This window comes from Deltaproteobacteria bacterium (genome assembly GCA_020845775.1).
In the GTDB taxonomy this organism is placed as follows: Bacteria; Bdellovibrionota_C; UBA2361; order SZUA-149; family JADLFC01; genus JADLFC01.
This window is the reverse complement of record JADLFC010000126.1, coordinates 1-17,061: the sequence shown is the minus strand read 5'-3', so window position 1 is coordinate 17,061 and position 17,061 is coordinate 1. Positions and strand designations below refer to the sequence as shown.

Below are 17,061 nucleotides of genomic sequence, written 5' to 3'. Positions count from 1 at the left end.
GGATTTTGCCTTCGGAGCCAGTAGCCGTTCTTCTAAAATGCTTCACGGCGGTATTCGCTATCTGGAGCAGAGAGATCTCTCCTTAGTTCGCGAAGCCTTGCAAGAAAGGGATTTACTCCTAAAAAATGCGCCGCACCTAACAAGGATGCGGGATTTTTTGTTTCCAGTTATACCAAAGCGCAGTAGGTCTGCATGGCAGATTAATCTTGGCTTATCTCTGTATTCATTGCTGGCTAAGAACTTTCATGCTCAGGCAAGTGTGGGGCCGCATAAAAAATCTCTTTTTCGACACGCTAGTTCCCCTTCATCTATCGAATCGCGCAAACTCGAATCTATGGGCCTCTGCTTCTCGAAACTTTTTACCTATTTCGATGGTCAAATGGATGATGCCCGAATTGTAATAGAGAACATAGTCGATGCAGGCGTTCTAGGAGCACTCACTATCAACTACGCCTGCATTGAGGAGCTGCGTTTAGCAAAAACCGTCAATGACAAATATTGGCAAGTTAAATGGAAATGCAATATCAGCAACGAATCTTTTGAGAGCAAGGCAAAGTTCGTTGTAAATGCAGCTGGCTCATGGGCTCCAGAACTGCATAACATCGCTTACCCGCAAGACAAAGAAGAATGGGGCAAGAAACTGCCCACGGTGATCTTTAGTCGCGGCAGTCATTTGCTTTTCTCTCAGCCTTGGCCAACCTCGGGAGTCATACTGCCTACCCCCACAAAGGGGCGATATTACTTCGTCTGGCCATACTATGCGCCAGGTGCTCAAGCTACCATGGTTGGAACTACGGAAATTCCGCTAACAAACAATGAAGAGAATTCGCTGTCCTCTCAACAAGAAGTAGAAGAACTTTTGGGGTATTTAAGGCGCGACTTACCCAATTCTCACTTAAACGAATCTACGCTATATCGCACATTTAGCGGTGTAAGAACTCTTGTCATACCGTCTCGCTCTCATAAGCGCGCTAACTTTTTTGCGAAGAACACTGGCACTAGCAATATATCCCGCACCCATGTGTGGATAGAACGGGACTCATATTTGTGCTTACTAGGGGGAAAGTTTACAAATGCACGTGCAACTGCCGAAGAGGCCTCGCAAAAAATACATATGCTTTTTGGCAAGAACAGAGATCGCACTTACGGCGAAGAGTCCACAAGGCACAGACCTCTTCCCGGTGCCAAAGACTGGAGTGAGCACGAAAAAAATAAGCTAATAGAGAAACTGGTCAGTGTTTTTACACAAAGGGCTAACTGCTTTTCGGACAGACAAAAAAGTGCGGCATTGCCCTCTATTCAACTCGAGGCTAACAATGCCGTTATGCGCTTTGGCATCAGAGCAAAGGCACTATTGGACGAAAAGTACAATATTGCTAAATTCGACCCAGTAATCTCAGACTTTGCATCCCCACTTTTGCAAGCCCAGATTCGCTATGCCATAATTCAAGAGCAGGCTGTAAAGATTGAGGATATTTTAAGGCGCAGGCTTAGCATAACATTATTACCAGCAGGCCAAGTTAGAGGTTTAGAGGAAGCAAAGCGGGAGCTTTTATCGCTAAGTTATCGAAATCACAAGGAAATCGATAAGGACATAAGTGATTACCAAAACAGCTGGATAGGGAAATGAAGTAATAATATGGATTTACGCGTCTTCTTATGATACAATGACTCGCGCTATTATAGCATTTACAAAAAGGATTTTTGTAAATGCTATAAACAGCAAGTGCGTAAGCACTTGCGAATAAACAACATATACCGTTTCCAAAAAGTAAAATATTTAACTTACTTTTTGGAAACGGTATATCAACTGAACAACTATTAATTGACTAACAAATTGCTTTTTAAAAGAACAATATACTTGATGAACCTAAAAGAAATCATTGCGCTGCGACATCTAATGGTCACCGCGAGTTTATGCTTTGGATACATCGCTCTTAGTCTGATAAGTCCGAGCTATGTGCTTGCGGGAGAGCTTTTTGGTCGCGCCAATTCCCCATCCTATTCACCTATTTCAAGTGCTGTGCCTGGCACTTTTCGTTATGACCGATACCGTTCATCTCGCTCTCGGACAAAGATTAGCACATCGGCTGCTAGAACTGTTAACCCTCTACGAGGCAGTGGCTATATTCTTAGAAACCCCTTTGAAGAGCGGCGCATTGCGCTTTTGCGGGAAGACTTGAAGTATCAAGTAAGATTGCAGCAGTGGGAAGCGAGAGTTGCTAAAATCGAGCGTAGAGAAGAAAGGAAGAGACTTGCCAAACAGGAGCGAAGCGAAACAGCCCGCGCTAATAGAATAATGCGGGCTCAAAGGCAAACTCGGGCAGAGCAAGAGGAGACTCTACAATCCAGACAAAAGACAGGCAGAGAGAGAATAATTTCCACTGACGCAGATTCGGATACTGGCAGAATAAATCTAAGAACATCGGAAAAGACTCCTCCAAAGAAACACAAAACGCTATGGGAAAGGCTTAAGGAAAAGCTTTTCGGCTAGAATATTTTTATGGACGCGTCTTGGGAAGTGCCGCGCGGGTAGATCAATAACACTGTTGAACTAGTTCGCTTAATGTGCTTACTAAGGGGGCATGAACTTTGCCGAACTTTATAGCACCCATAAAAGAATTCTTTCACTAGAATTCTTCCCCCCAAAACAAGAAGCTGCCTTAAGTGCCGCACTGGAATTAATTGCCGATCTAAAAACTTTAAACCCTGACTTCATGACCGTAACCTACGGAGCTGGTGGAGGGACTAGAACGCTTAGCGGTAAAATGCTTAGATTTATCGCCAATAACTTGCATGTGCCAGCAGTAGCTCACCTCACTTGCGTCTGCCACAGCATAGAGGAAATAAACAGCATACTAGATTCCTTAGAGAAAGATGGTATCAGGAACATTTTAGCACTTCGCGGAGATCTTCCTTTGGGCCAAGAAAATTTCAGCCAACATCCGTCTGGATTTTCTTGTGCGCGTGACCTAGTAAGACATATTGCAAAACGCGGTCGATTTCACATAGCGGTCGCCGGCTATCCAGAAATGCATCCAGAAGCCACTTCCGTTAAAGCCGACATAGAATATCTAAAATCAAAAATAGATGCTGGTGCGGAAATAATTATCACTCAGCTTTTCTTTGATTCATCCCTGTACTTTGATTTTCTCGCCAGAGCTGTCAGTGAGGGGATTAACGTTCCCATAGTCCCAGGACTAATGCCGATAGGAAATGTCTCGCAAATTAAGCGCTTTACTAATCTTTGCAAAGCATCGATGCCAGACTCCCTTATAGCAGCACTAAGTGCCATAGAAAACGACAAGGAAGCTGTAATAGAATTTGGAATAAATTTCGCAGAATCACTTGCCCGCAAACTCCTCGATGGAGGCGCCCCAGGAATACATTTATATACGCTAAACAACTCCAGACAAGCCCGGCCGCTAATAGAAAGACTTAGTGACTACTTTCAAAAAAAGTAAACCTCGCGTTGTCAGGCGTTTCGCCATCGACTTGCGTAATCCCCTCTCTAGCGTTGGCAGCCAAATGTTCAAGAATGAAATAGATAGCTTCCACCTCCTCGCGCTGCTTAATCATCTCGGCTAGTTCCATTGCTGTAAAAGACTTGTTGACGCACTTCTCTTCTCTAAGCCTAGCTAGCGACTCCTGCTGAAGTTTAATTACCCTTCCTGCCGCTAACTTCCCAGCTTCTACGCCCGGCTGATGATATGCATTGATGTCTACAAGTGAGGCATAGTAGCCAACGGCTCTTTCGTATAGCGATATAAGCGCGCCTAAACTTTTTGGCGACAAGTCTCTTATAGTGATAGTTATCGAGTCTCTGCCGTTTTCATACAACGCACTTCTAGTTCCAAACATAAAACCATTTAAATAGTCGCCAGCAGTTATATCGGGCTCAACGTGTAGAGCGCCACCAGCCCTTAAACTGCCGTCCCCTTCTTCTACGTCGCTTAACACCTGAATAAATGTTACAAAAAAATTATCAACTCCATCCCGCAACTGCTGAACATAGGCATGTTGATCCGTTGAGCCCTTATTGCCATAAACAGCAATACCTTGATTGACAACTTCTCCTCTTCGGTTCCTTTCCTTACCAAGCGACTCCATTACAAGCTGCTGCAAGTACTTACTCAACAAAACTAAGCGATCCTTGTATGGCAAAATCACCATGTCCCTAAGGCCCCTACCGCTCCCGGCAAAATACCACATGAGAGCTAGCATCATGGCCGGATTTTTGCGCACGTCTTCGACGCGCGTTACTTCGTCCATTGCAGCTCCACCCGCCAAGAAATCCTCTGTAGACACTCCTAACAACGCCGCTGGCAACATTCCAACCGCCGAAAAAACCGAAGTTCGGCCACCAATCCAATCCCACATAGGGAAACGCGCTATCCATGAATCCCGCTTTGCCAATTCATCAAGGATACTCCCCTCTCCAGTAATAGCTACGGCATGTTTCGAAAAGTTAAGCCCTTTCTGCTCAAAGTATCTCTTTACATGTAAATACCCATTGTGAGTTTCTGCAGTTTTACCCGACTTTGAAATAATTAACACCAGTGTCGATTCAAGTTCACTCTCCACTGCCTGCAAAATGCGCAAAATCCCGTCTGGATCGGTATTGTCCAAAAAATCCATATTGATAGGAGAACTCTTTTTCCTAAGGGCATCGCAAACTAACTGTGGCCCAAGAGCTGAACCTCCAATGCCAACTAGTAAAACGCGAGTAAATTTCTTCGCTGCCTTAGTCCCAGAAATAGCTCCAGCCCTAACGCCCTCCACAAATTTTTTAACCTGGCTGCTAACCTTTGCGATATCATCCCTCAACCTATCATTAGGCGCCAGAGTTGGATTGCGTAGCCAATAGTGACCAACCATGCGCTGCTCATCCTTGTTTGCAATGGCTCCGCCCTCAAGCGCCTTCATCTCATTAAACGCTCGGCTTGCCAGTTCAGCCATGTCGTCTAAGAAGCTCTCGCTAAAGCGCATTCTACTTACATCCAAAGCAATGCCGATATCACCAAAATACTGCCGATATTTACTATAACGAGTCCAGAGCGATATCTTATCTCTCACCTTAGCTATCTCCCATAATAAAGGTTGCCAATTCGCGCGGAGATTTTTAGTATCTCATAGCAATATGAAAAATGCAGACGGCATTTTATACTATTTACAAAAAGTAAAATAGTTAACTTACTTTTTGGAAACGGTATAGGGTGTGGTTTCCCGCCCAACCGTAGAGCATATAAAGCTTATAATAACTGCTCATATTTGGCAGTTAAGTATAGATAGATAACAAGAATAGAGACTATGCAAGTATTTACTTTGCGAATTTTCAATAGATTGTTCCCCTCAGCCGTATGTGAGTTTTTTCGTTTAGCGTTCCTATTGAGCGGCATGTTGGCATTAATTCTCCATTTTGGGAGGAATCCTGTATTGGCTGAAAATCTTTCAAAAACATTTTCAGCGGCACATAGGGATTTTTTTCACTTATACTCGCCACAGGAAACTGATTTTAAATTAGAGTACATGTACAACCCGGAAAATAAAGAGGACGGCGGGCCTGGCAAATACGATTTAAACAATGTTTACGCTTATCTCGAACTACCATTACTCATGTCCAAAGATTCCTTTCTGCGCGTCGCCATCGATTACGAAATGGGCATGTATGATTTTTCTCCTGTAAACGAAGCACCAACTTCAACGGCGAAAGATGTCTTGCACAAAGCTGCTTTTGGTTTTGGCATGGGCCATTTTTTCTCCGACAACTTGTTTCTAACCGCTATGGCAAAACCAGGACTATATTCCGATTTCGACAACGACGTCGAGATGGACGACATTCAGCTTCATGGGCAAGCTAGATTGGTATATAGAATCAATCCCGGAACTGAACTGTTAATAGGTGCTGACTCGAGCGAAACTTTTGAAGACGTATCACTTTTCCCATTAGTTGGTTTTCGAGCTATAAGCGAAGATGGGCAACTGCATTTAAGTCTAACCGCACCCATAGAAGCCCGAGTTGCGTGGTATTTTAATCCCCGAACTCAAATTTATGGACTTTTTAGCATTAGTGGTGCGCGCTACAACGCGGATTCCGGCCCCACAAATATAGAGCTCGATATTCAGACGCATAATCAAAAGCTTTCCACTGGAGCCATATATTGGATAGGAAATAATATTAGCCTTGGCCTAGAGGGAGGCTTTTTTATTGGCAATGAGTTTAAATTTAAAGCACTAAATGCTGGCCAGTTTAGTGGCGACATGGATCCATCGGCCTTTCTGGCCTTAAACTTCGGGCTTTCACTATAAAGATGATTAGATTGCAACTCCTGGCCGTTTTATTTCTGTTTTGCACAGAGAAGGCGAATGCGGATATTTTTAGACAAATAGAAAGCGAATTAATAGAAGCGGCCGTCATGGAGGCAGATGCAGTGCTAGAAGTTCAGCAGATCTCTCTCCAGCGAGGAAAAGTAATAGACGTTATCTACGGGTACCACTCAGCTGCGCAAGGACTAACCATTGGATCCGAGCTAGAAATTTACGACTTGCCGGACTTTAAAGTTCCACTATTTAGCAGCGATAAGCAAACAGCTACGATGCTCGTTCCATTTAGAGGCGGAACTTACGTAAATCCTGACCCCAGAGGAATATTTTTTTTACAAAGGAACCTAGAAAGCGCCTTAGAGCATTACGGCAAACTAAGCTGGCTACGATCTCTAAAAACCTTAGACTCTCTAAGCACTGAAGTCTACCGACCGCGAATAGTCCTGGGAGAAAATGCTTATAGCTGGTGGTCATCTCATAGCGACACCGCCAATTACGACATATTAAAATCCGGCAAACTTGACTGGAAGACCATGGCGCTAGTCGAGGATTTGAGGCGAGGAGAGAGTTTATTGGATTCAAAGCTAGAAACCTCTAAGTATAAAACTAGAAAATATTCCGTTAGCAAAGATATTGCCACTTGGAAGCTATTCTTAGAGCGAATCAAACAAGCCGTAAGCGTTAAGAATAGGTTTGATTCGGCAGAAACAGAGTTAGACAACGAAAAGCTCATTGAGTTTTACTTGTCTCAAATAAGAGAAGAAAGAATATATGCAAATTATGCCCTAGAACGCTTAGCGAAACTAAACAATAAAAACTCCGCAAAGCTTCTCATGGAAATGCTACCCTCACTTAGCTACTATGCAGATGATGCTTTGGAAGTCATAAGCTCTATAGAGCTTGGAAACCGTCGCCATAAATCCTTGGGGAAATTTGTTGCTCTTATAGATTCAATTGAGAAGAGTGAAAATTCTTGCAAAGAAAGTTTTAAGGGAAATCAACTCGATAAACAGTTATCTGAGTTAGTAAGTGCACCGGCGCTACGACTTATTCCGTTTAAGGATTTTGTCCCGCTAATATTTAAGCTGTACGAGTGGGAGCTTCAATGCTTCATGGACGAAAACTCGATTACGCGGGAATCGATTAAGCCAGTGGGACGAGCTGAAGTAAACTACGAGGAATTTCTTAAAAAACCAGAAAATAGCGGCCTAACGTTAGACGAAGTTGGCCTTTTAGGAGCTACGCCCTACTCAAAAATCGATGATATAAAAAACCGTCAGCGGCCACTGCTCAATTTTTCCCCGCGATACACTAGAGCTGCCATTGATAACTTTAGTTCTCACCCAAGTTCCCTAAAGAGCCTATTGGAAAACTGCGCGGCTGGCCTAAATAATTACGATGCAATAGTTTTTAGCGATCTCTCGTTACCGCAGCATCGCGTTTGGAAGTGGTCATGCGAATTGCTATCTAAATTTAACTGGCCAGATGAGTCTTGCAAATTAAGAGACAGTCGCCTAATACTCAACTTGGCAACCTATCGGGACACACTGGCAAAGATTATTATTTTAGCAGTACAAAACGGCGATATCGACTTAATGAATTTCGCCCTAGACTTACTCACCGCAAAAACGCCAAAGGAAAATGCCATTACCGTTGGCAATGCCATCCGCGAAACAAGCGCACTTGCTGACTCCCCTACCAGAATAGCCTTTTTATCCAAAGTAAAGCACCTACCATATCTCTCCATAGCGAAAACCTTGGCCATGGAATACCCACAGGCGACGCAGGCGCATAAAAAGGAACTAAACGAGATATTAACTGCCATTACCGGCATTCAGGTAGATATGCTAATCGACACTACATCTACAAAAACAAAATTAGCTAACCCGTGGTTGAGATATTTAAAACGCTTTGACGAATACGGCACGGTTGAACTTAACTTGTTAGCCAAAGAGGATATAGAAAAGCTGCGAGCAGGAGAGTCTTGTAATCAGCTCACCCTTGGTTGGAACCAGCACTGGAAAGCGATTGCAAAGAACTCACCTTTTTTAGAACTTCAACAACAGCCGCCTCTGTAAACACAGTTGGAAGAATTATAGGCTTGTCAACCGAATTTCCTGGAATCACGACGTAATATGGGACTCCCTTCCCACCAAAAGAGTTAAGAGCTTGAGTAATCACTTTATCGCCCGACGTCCAATCGGCCAACAAGGTTACAAATTTGCCATTCTTTAGCTCCCTAGCTACCGATTCCGTCTCGAGAAAGAAGCGCTTGTTAACTTTGCAGGTAATGCACCAGTCCGCTGTAAAATTAATAAATACTGGTGCTCCACTTGCCTTAGCTTCCTCAAGACGCTCAAGCGAAAATACCTCCCAGCTTATTTTGTCTACAGGAACAGGACGAGCAATCGACGTCATCCTTTTTTCGCCAATATTAGGCCAAATATTGTAAAAAACAAAAAAGAACGCCACATAAATTGCCGTTATAAAAACATCTTTAACAACCTTGCTAAAACTTGCCTCGTGTACCCAATGAGTTAGCCACACACAAAAATAAAACAGCGCCGCTAACACAACAGCCCAAATAGTACCATCTTCTGTTAGCCTATCGAGCACAAAGAGAAGCCAAATTGCCGTTCCGAGCAATGAAAAACCCATAAGCTGCCTAAACCTATTCATCCAAGGCCCGGGTTTAGGCAAGAATTTAAGCGCTATGGGAAAGGCACAGCATAGAACATAAGGCAGTGATAGACCTAAACCAATTGAGAGAAAAATGATTATCGTAGAAAGCGAGGACTGCACAAAAGCAAACGCCAGAGCCGTCCCTAAAAATGGTGCAGTACATGGAGTCGCTAGCGCAGTGGCAAGAATGCCATCCATAAAGTGCTGTGCGAGCGATGGAGTAAGTCGTGACGTAAAGCGATGCGCCTCCTGCATGTAGGGCAAGCGAAAAGTATAAATATCAAAAAAACCTAGACTTAAGACAAATACGACCAGCATTAAAATAAACACGAACACAGGCTCCTGAAATTGGAACCCCCAGCCGATCTCGCGGCCGACCCCCCTCAGAATGTTTACCGCAATGGCGAGCACTAAAAAGGAAAACAGTATGCCGGCAGAAAATGCCCATGCAGAAAGCTGTCTCTGCAACCTAGACGCGTGAGCCTGTTTGATAAAGCCAAGCACCTTAATGCTAATTATGGGCAAAACACAGGGCATAAAATTCAGCAATAATCCAGCAACAAATGCACAAATTATCGCTCGAACTAATCCTGTCCATGAATAAGAATCTGCTATAGACCTATCCACTGAGCTTGCATTTGCTACTATAACATTTGTGTCAGTGCGACCATGTTCAAACAAATCAAAATAGCTAGAAGGCTCGAGAGGCAAAACTGATGAAAATTTAAGCCTTGTTTTTAAAGTCGCACTCCCGGGAATACATATATCTTTGCAAGCTAACCAACTAACCTCTGCTCCAATCTCAATTAGCTCATCCTCGGACGGTATCTCTTCAACTGGATACAAATTGGACTGCAACAAAACGCTGTTAAAATACCCGCGCGTTCTCAAATTGCCTTTCTCTGTAATATCTACCGGAACTGGCCATTTGAGTTCGCCCGCCGTCCAGCCATCCGGCAATTTCCACCGAACGCGCGTTGGCATGCCAGCATCCCCGCTGTTAAACCAGTAAATATGCCAACCCTTAGCAATCTCGAACAATACGCCTATGCGTGCAGATGGCAGCGAATCTTTTCCACCTGGCTGAACGCTCTCTCTATCACTAATCAGCGATGCCGTTACAACTTCTTCTCCTGCAAACGCATTGCGATCGCGTTGCACCGATAGCGAAATAAAGAAAACTCCTAAGAATAGACTTGTTAAAGCAATATTTTTCATTTCGCCTTATCTTACCGAGCATTGTGCGCATCGGCCAGCAGGTTCTCCCTATTTGGCAAAAAGTCTGCGGAAATATTGACATTTTGTCCACATATATATTTTGCTGCATCTTCTGTCGCTGCATAGGAAGTAGACATTCCAAAACCACCAAAAGCTGCCAGCCAAAAAAGCCCTGGAGAAAGCGAATCTTCCCCCCAAATCGGAAGAAGATCAGCGGTATACATTCTAAAACAATGCCAATACCGACTTAATCTCAAATTGTCGGCAATTGAGCCCAGTGAGGCGATAAGTTTTCGGGAAAGCTTCTCCGCTATACCTTGAGTGGGACAAAATAAACGTGGGCAAACAGCCGTCTTGTCGCATATAGAAACCAAGCGCGAGTTTTCGTCCCATCGCCTTAAATACCACTCGGAAACCTCATCCCAATAATAACCCACCTTTGGGACAGGCATATAACCCCTTTCCCAACCCTCGACCACAAACAAGTGCCTAGCATACGGACGAGCCATAACACAATTATCCGCCTGTGGAAAAAGAAAGTCATGTGCCCAGGCACCAGCGGCGTTTACAATCCATGGTGCCGAAAACTTTCGTCCATCGTTAGCTACGACACTCCAAACCGACTTTTCTTTTTCGATCGCCTTGACACTATGATTAAAAAGATACCGCGCGTATTCCCTATCCGTAAGCTTATACAGAGCGTCCACATAAAGGCTCGGATCTATCAACCCATCAGAAACAGTGCGAACCGCTGGAACCAACTTAGAAACACCCTGAGAAGTTTGGCTTAGTGTTTCTGTCTCGAAAAGCCACTCGTGATGGCCTGGAGCTACGCGCCCCACGATCATAGAGCCAGCTTGGTTAAAAATTCTCGACTTCACTACATCTGGCCACTCGGCTACAGATCTATGTGCCCATGCTGTTAGCTGGGGATGGCGGTATAACTGCCGAATCATTCCAGCATTCTTGCCCGACGCATGATAGGCATAAGACGGTTCCCGTTCTAATACTAAACTTTTACGTTTTCGCGCCGCTAGATGATACGCCAAGCTAACGCCTAATGCGCCAGCCCCTATGATGATTACATCGCTATCCATAAGCTCATGCCGTTTCGTTACCAAGTTGCGAATTTTCAACGCAATCGAGGAATGGCTCCAAAGAATGCGATAGCCGAGCTATATATAGGTGAAACGTTGCCGACAAGGCAGCTAACAACCAAAGCGGTGGGTAGTATAAAACCGAAATAAAAGCACCCGCTGACAACACACCTATCCAACCCGCATTAAGCGCACTAAGCATCTCGCCTGCTTCAGCAATATACCTCATGGTTTCTCCACAAGAACGCTCTAATTTTTTCCTTATTTCCATAGACAAGTCGTTAGGCGAAGGCTCGAATTCAAGCCTTACCTCTTCCTTTCCGCCAGGGACTACACCTACATCTCGATATTTCTTAGCAAGATAATAACCAACAGAGTTCAGGCGCTTAAAATAGTTATTCAACTTGAGCTGATTTCTGCTATTGCCACGAAAACTGACCCAAACAATACTTGCAAAAAGAATAACTCCCAGTACTCCCAAGTCAAGCAATAGTTCCATATAGAGAGAGTGCATTGCCCTTCCGGCAAAACTTCGGCCTTCCTCCGTCCTTGCGTGCGCCAACTCGTAATGCCCGATTACCCATCGCGCATTACCCATACCGACTCCGGCAAGCGTATTTTTTGGATCGGACCACGCTTTAACGGCTAACTTCCACGTGTCCATTCTAGCCTTAGCAGTTCCTCCGCCTGTGTCCTTAATAGTTGACATTTCTTTCCAATAGCTCTGAGGGACAAAGCAATAAGCAGAAACCGCCACTATTGCAACTAAGCACAAAATAGTTAGCTTCCTTCTGGATCGATAGAACAAATAAAACGCCACTGCGACTAGGCCGACAAAGCCACCTCTAGACTCAGTTACTACTATGCCACCTAAAATAAGCAGTATACTAACTACCATCGCCGCCTTAAACAAATAAGACCGCCTAGAATATAGTAGGAATACGGGTACGGGAAGAAAAACCACCAACGCTAAACACAAGTCATTTTCGTCTTTCAAAAACGATCCAGGCCCAGTCCCAACATGAGTCATGCCATATATCGAGAGATAAACTGCGATAAATACAATTAAGAGTGCCATAGTTCTTAAATGCCTCCCGTATGACAAGAACGCTATCATGGGGAAGAAGAAACAAATGAACTGCTGTGCAATATCTCGCCACGTATGAAAGGCCCAATGATTATTAGTGGCAAAAGGAACCCATAGTGCTCCGAACACTACAAAAGCAAACATTAGCTTCATATGCCGTGTCCAATTTTGAGTTACCTGAGTGAGCCAAAATGGCAGTGGAATCAAACTTAAAATCAAGGGCATAAAAAGCACACCTAACATAGGGATACTGTGCTGCGGTCGAACCAACAAAACAAGCAAATTAATTAGTATTATTTTGCGCACCAGACGCCACTCATCCGGCCCATAAAGGCAGCTAGCAACACTTCTACTAAGGATCTCAGGCGAAACCTGCTGTTTCTGCAAAGTACTAGTATCGGCTCTTATCATGCGGTAGACTATAGCATGTTTTCCTCACCGTTTCCTAATACATTTGGCTTTGTGGTTTTAGCTGAACATGCTGAGCGAACAGCTGAGTTGCAGGCAAACAAAGAGCCACAAGCGAGTGCTGTCTTAAACAACAGTCGACAGAAGGAGTTTCTGCTCGGTCGCGACGCTGCCAGTCTAGCCCTTCGGCAAATAGGTCTTGTGGACGTGCCACATATTGCTCGAGGCGACAAGGCACAGCCTATTTGGCCACAAGGCGTTGTTGGCTCTATTACTCATTCAAACCACTGGGCCATTGCAGCCGTAGCTACGACAGATAGAGCCTGCACTATAGGCATAGATCTCGAACAACTAAACCGAAAGCCCATATCCCAGATCTCTAAACGCATTTGCACAGCAAGTGAAAGTGCATGGCTAGATACATATAGCGACACCTTTACCAGAACGCGGATGTCAATATCCTTATTCTCTGCCAAAGAAAGCATCTATAAAGCCCTGCATCCTCTCTGCAAATGCCACATTGGCTTTAAGGATGTAGAACTATTTTGGGACGATGCTTCCCAACAGTTTCGCGCTACTTTACTAACTAGCTTAAGTGAAGATTTAAAAAAACACTCCACTTGCGATATAGGAGTACTGCAAAATAGCGACTTTGTATTTACTTACATCTTCGTTAAAAGCTTACCCTTACTCCGCCATAAGCACTAATGCCGGGGCTGTTAAAACCCAATATCTCTTCGTAATCCTCGTCTAAGAGATTCTCGACTCTAGCAAAAATCTCCCAATTGCCCAACACTCTTACAGAACTCCTAAAATGTACCAACATATAGTCATCAGCTCGAACAGTTGAGAAAGTAATCGGATCTATATCTGCGCGCTCGCCAACATAAGTAAAGCCCAAACCCGTTTGCATTCTGCGATCAAAAAACGCCACATCTAAATCTGCTCCCAAACTGTGATTTGGGCGCCTTAGAAGTCGCGACCCATCGGAAATTCCAAAACTAGCGGCATGCCTTGCCTCCGTGTCCGTGTATGTATAGTGCAAGCGACCTCTCAAGTTTTCTAACAAATCGAGCCTTAGAAATGTTTCAACTCCGTTTGTCGCTACCCGCTCTACGTTAATACTTGTGAAATTTGGATCGACGAACACCGACACTATGGCATTGTCTATGTCATTGTAAAAGTAGGTGGCACCTACCGATATCAGCTCCGGCAGTATCTCCTGTTCGACGCCAACATCAAATCCTACAGACTCCTCAGGCTGTAGATTTGGATTATTTGAGTCAAAGGACGAATCGAACAATTCATTCAGCGATGGCGCTTTAAAACCGCTGCCCACACTGCCTCGCAGCAAGGTATTTGTGTTTTGAAATTCGTAACTGCCCGTTAAGCGATACGTAGCTTGTGTTCCAAATTGCTCGTGCTCATCTAGGCGAAATCCTATCGCAGCGTTAAACTGCTCGCCATATTTCACTAGATCCTGAATATACAACGCTACATTGTGCACATCCGGCTCGATTGACGGAAACTCCGACACTTCGCTCCTAGAATCCTGATACTCAAAATCAGTCCCAACAACTAAAGAATGGTTCTCGTGAAGAAAGAGACTATGCTGCCAATCGACGCCAAAAATCCGTCCTCTAAACTCCGATGGGAGCGAAAAACCCAAGCCTTCATTGTCTCGCTCGATTGCGTGCACTGATAGATTTAGCTGTTGCTGCCACAGACCGTCAAATAGCGTGAGTTGTGGCTGCGCTCTTGCTATTAGCTGATTGACATCGCTGTTAGACAAACTAACATCATCTCCAACATCGAACTCGCTATATGCCTTTATGTAGCGCAATACAAAATCTAAGTTAAGAGACTCGTTCACTCGAGTCCCTAACCTTCCGCTAAAAGCCGTATTGCGATACGAATCATCTTCGGCATCATCTGTTCGAGACGAAAAGCCAGCACTATCGACACGCGACAAGCTTGCGGAGTAATAAAAGGCGTCTTTTCCGCCACTGAGATTTGCCTCTTCGCTAAATGTATTAAAAGAACCTCCCTCAGCCGACAGAACAGCCGTAGGATCGCCAGAACCCTTTTTAGTGATAATATTTATGACTCCGCCTATTGCTTCCGAACCATACACAGTGCTCTGTGGCCCTCGCACTATTTCGATTCTTTCTACATCGCTAGTCGATAGGTGATTAAGCACTGCCGTCGAGGACGGCGAGGACGGATCGTGAACCTGAACTCCATCCACCATGAGCAACGCATGGTCCGAGTCTGTGCCTCTAATAAAAATTGACGTTTCGCTGCCCAATCCGCCAGAACGCCTAATCTCAACACCTGGCACTGCCCTTAAAGCATCTAAGACGAAGTGATATTGCTTTTCCCTAAGTTCCTCGCCGGTAATAACAGAAACAGAACTTCCAATGTCTTTTACCTCACTTTCTACACGCGTAGCAGTTATTACCAACGTTACCTTTTCAGGCTCCTTGCTAGTCGCCTTATCGCTTGTGTCACTTAAAACATCCTCGCCAAAAGCGGCTGGTGCAACTAGGCTACAAACGAAAAGACATAGTAGTAATAGTAATTTTTGAATCATGACATTATTCTCCCCATCCCGATCCGCGCGGGAACTTGTGCGTTAAACGGTGGAGCATTTTTCGCCTAGACGAGATCCAGAGGAGTAGTGCGACGTAAAAAAGATAAATCGCTAAAACAGCCCGTGGAAGTTCTTTACGCGAGAACGGCTCCGTGGTGGCTAATTAGGCAGGTCTTCCGGCTTGGGGCGTTAAAAATCTATACACCTTCCCATTTAAACTCATTGCAAGCTCAAACAGTGGCGTAACGCTAGATTCTCTGTCGCAAACATCTACGACAAACCCTTCACGGCGGCGCGTCCGCGGTGGAATATCACCACACTTCCCTTCTCGCTCGATGTAATCTCAACACTAGAAACCCCGAGCACCCTAAAAGCTAAGGCCAGTTTAGTAACACTTTTTTCATTCTTTAGGCAAACAAAAAAGTAACTATATGATGTGCCCCAAACTGTCCAAAGAATGGGATCCACGTCAATATACGAAAGGCGAGATTTCACTAACGCATACTGCACTGACTTCCATGACAGTCGCGGGCAGTACGAACTACTTAAGCGACAGCGGTCAATCAGTCAGTCCGAAGGTTTCGTTCCTAGCGGAATATCAGTCGGTAATCCCCATTGTTGAACTATGACAGTTCCGGTTCGCGAACTTTGGTATATGAAAAACCCTACTATCGGTCGCCAAACTGCTAGATCGAATATACCGTCCCCATCGAAATCTCCACCAAGAGGACGATCTCCGGGCAGTCCAAATTGATAGACTGTCCCCCAAGTGCAATCAAAATTATTATCTGAAGAACAGATATACCAGTTACCATTACTCGGCCTCCAAACCACTAGATCGCTCTTACTATCACCTGTATAATCTCCCGCTATTGGATAATCACCGGGCAACCCCCATTGCTTCCACAGCACATCAGATAATGACGATCGTCTAATGGCCCACATGCCAAGCTCTGGTCGCCAAATTGCCATATCATCAATCGCATCCCCGTCATAATCGAAGCCACCATTCTGGGGGCAATTACTCACACATCCATCTTGAAAAAAAGAAGTGATCATGGAGCTACCAACGATTTCCATAAACTCATCTAAGTGCAGTCCTATATTCGACTGCACGGCACCATTTAACCATCCAGCTACAGCAAGACCATCACCAAAAGGGCTATAGTTCGATCTACTGCCATTTAGATTAAATTCAAGTGACAAAGCGCTTACTCGCACTGGAGAGCCGGCGCTACCTCCTATTACCTCTCCACCATCAACATATGTTTCCACTTCCCAGTGATTAGCAGCCGTGTGAAAGAAGTAAAATCTAATATTATGATAGGAACCTATAGAATCAATAATACCAACAGATGTTTCGAATTGCGCTGCGCTGGACAGTACCGAAAAAGATAATCCAGATGAGCTAGGTGGGTAAGAGAAACTCGAGGAACTATCCAGGGTCCCAGAAATGTCGATCCGGCGCGTCTCTCTCGCGTGCGAAATAGGAACAAACACGAAATTTACACAAAACACAACTATGAGAATTACAAAAACTCGCATACAATCCCTCTTCTGCATTAAGGTCATTCTATTTTGCAAGTATAACACTCTGAATCTTTTGTAACAGCAAATGGCCACATATTGCGCTATTCAATTAATTATGATGC

Annotated in this window: 12 protein-coding genes and 1 riboswitch; of the genes, 6 read left to right on the top strand and 6 right to left on the bottom strand. The window is 44.5% G+C overall.

Features of this window, described 5'->3' with window-relative positions; all coding sequences use genetic code 11:
• From IT291_08425 to metF, 3 genes are all read left to right on the top strand, one after another.
• Window positions 1-1,630: FAD-dependent oxidoreductase (locus tag IT291_08425; protein ID MCC6221248.1), on the top strand; the 1,630-nt coding region annotated here is incomplete at its 5' end.
• A gap of 234 nt (window positions 1,631-1,864) precedes the next feature.
• Entirely contained in the window at window positions 1,865-2,494 is a 630-nt protein-coding gene (locus IT291_08420) for a hypothetical protein (protein ID MCC6221247.1), read from the top strand.
• A 91-nt stretch (window positions 2,495-2,585) separates the two neighbouring features.
• A complete protein-coding gene (gene metF, locus IT291_08415; GenBank protein MCC6221246.1) occupies window positions 2,586-3,464 on the top strand; it encodes a methylenetetrahydrofolate reductase [NAD(P)H] in 879 nt (292 codons plus the stop codon).
• On the opposite strand, the gene IT291_08410 is transcribed toward metF, so the two are convergent.
• A complete protein-coding gene (locus tag IT291_08410; protein MCC6221245.1) occupies window positions 3,439-5,064 on the bottom strand; it encodes a glucose-6-phosphate isomerase in 1,626 nt (541 codons plus the stop codon). The genes metF and IT291_08410 overlap by 26 nt on opposite strands.
• A gap of 372 nt (window positions 5,065-5,436) precedes the next feature.
• On the opposite strand from IT291_08410, the gene IT291_08405 reads away from it, so the two are divergent.
• Both IT291_08405 and IT291_08400 read left to right on the top strand, forming a co-directional pair.
• Window positions 5,437-6,309, top strand: coding sequence for a hypothetical protein (locus tag IT291_08405; protein ID MCC6221244.1), 873 nt, complete (start codon window positions 5,437-5,439; stop codon window positions 6,307-6,309).
• A gap of 2 nt (window positions 6,310-6,311) precedes the next feature.
• A complete protein-coding gene (locus IT291_08400) occupies window positions 6,312-8,402 on the top strand; it encodes a hypothetical protein (protein MCC6221243.1) in 2,091 nt (696 codons plus the stop codon).
• On the opposite strand, the gene IT291_08395 is transcribed toward IT291_08400, so the two are convergent.
• Genes IT291_08395 through IT291_08385 form a run of 3 tightly spaced genes read right to left on the bottom strand, consistent with a single transcriptional unit; the run spans window position 8,320 to window position 12,561 of the window.
• Entirely contained in the window at window positions 8,320-10,224 is a 1,905-nt protein-coding gene (locus IT291_08395; GenBank protein MCC6221242.1) for a thioredoxin family protein, read from the bottom strand. The genes IT291_08400 and IT291_08395 overlap by 83 nt on opposite strands.
• Before the next feature lie 11 nt (window positions 10,225-10,235).
• The gene (locus tag IT291_08390) at window positions 10,236-11,321 is read right to left on the bottom strand and encodes an FAD-binding oxidoreductase (GenBank protein ID MCC6221241.1); all 1,086 of its coding nucleotides are present in this window, start codon (window positions 11,319-11,321) and stop codon (window positions 10,236-10,238) included.
• Window positions 11,322-11,325: 4 nt separating this feature from the next.
• Entirely contained in the window at window positions 11,326-12,561 is a 1,236-nt protein-coding gene (locus IT291_08385) for an O-antigen ligase family protein (GenBank protein ID MCC6221240.1), read from the bottom strand.
• Window positions 12,562-12,834: 273 nt separating this feature from the next.
• Here IT291_08385 and IT291_08380 point away from each other — a divergent pair, with 273 nt between their 5' ends.
• Complete coding sequence (locus IT291_08380; protein MCC6221239.1) at window positions 12,835-13,524, top strand: 4'-phosphopantetheinyl transferase superfamily protein; 690 nt, start codon at window positions 12,835-12,837, stop codon at window positions 13,522-13,524.
• Here the strand turns inward: IT291_08380 and IT291_08375 are convergent.
• Window positions 13,490-15,409, bottom strand: coding sequence for a TonB-dependent receptor (locus tag IT291_08375; protein MCC6221238.1), 1,920 nt, complete (start codon window positions 15,407-15,409; stop codon window positions 13,490-13,492). The two genes, IT291_08380 and IT291_08375, sit on opposite strands and share 35 nt — an antisense overlap.
• A gap of 148 nt (window positions 15,410-15,557) precedes the next feature.
• Window positions 15,558-15,794: riboswitch (cobalamin riboswitch) on the bottom strand.
• A 182-nt stretch (window positions 15,795-15,976) separates the two neighbouring features.
• Window positions 15,977-16,954 carry a hypothetical protein gene (locus tag IT291_08370; GenBank protein ID MCC6221237.1) on the bottom strand — a complete coding sequence of 326 codons (978 nt, stop codon included), beginning with the start codon at window positions 16,952-16,954 and terminating at the stop codon, window positions 15,977-15,979.
• Window positions 16,955-17,061 lie beyond the last annotated feature (107 nt).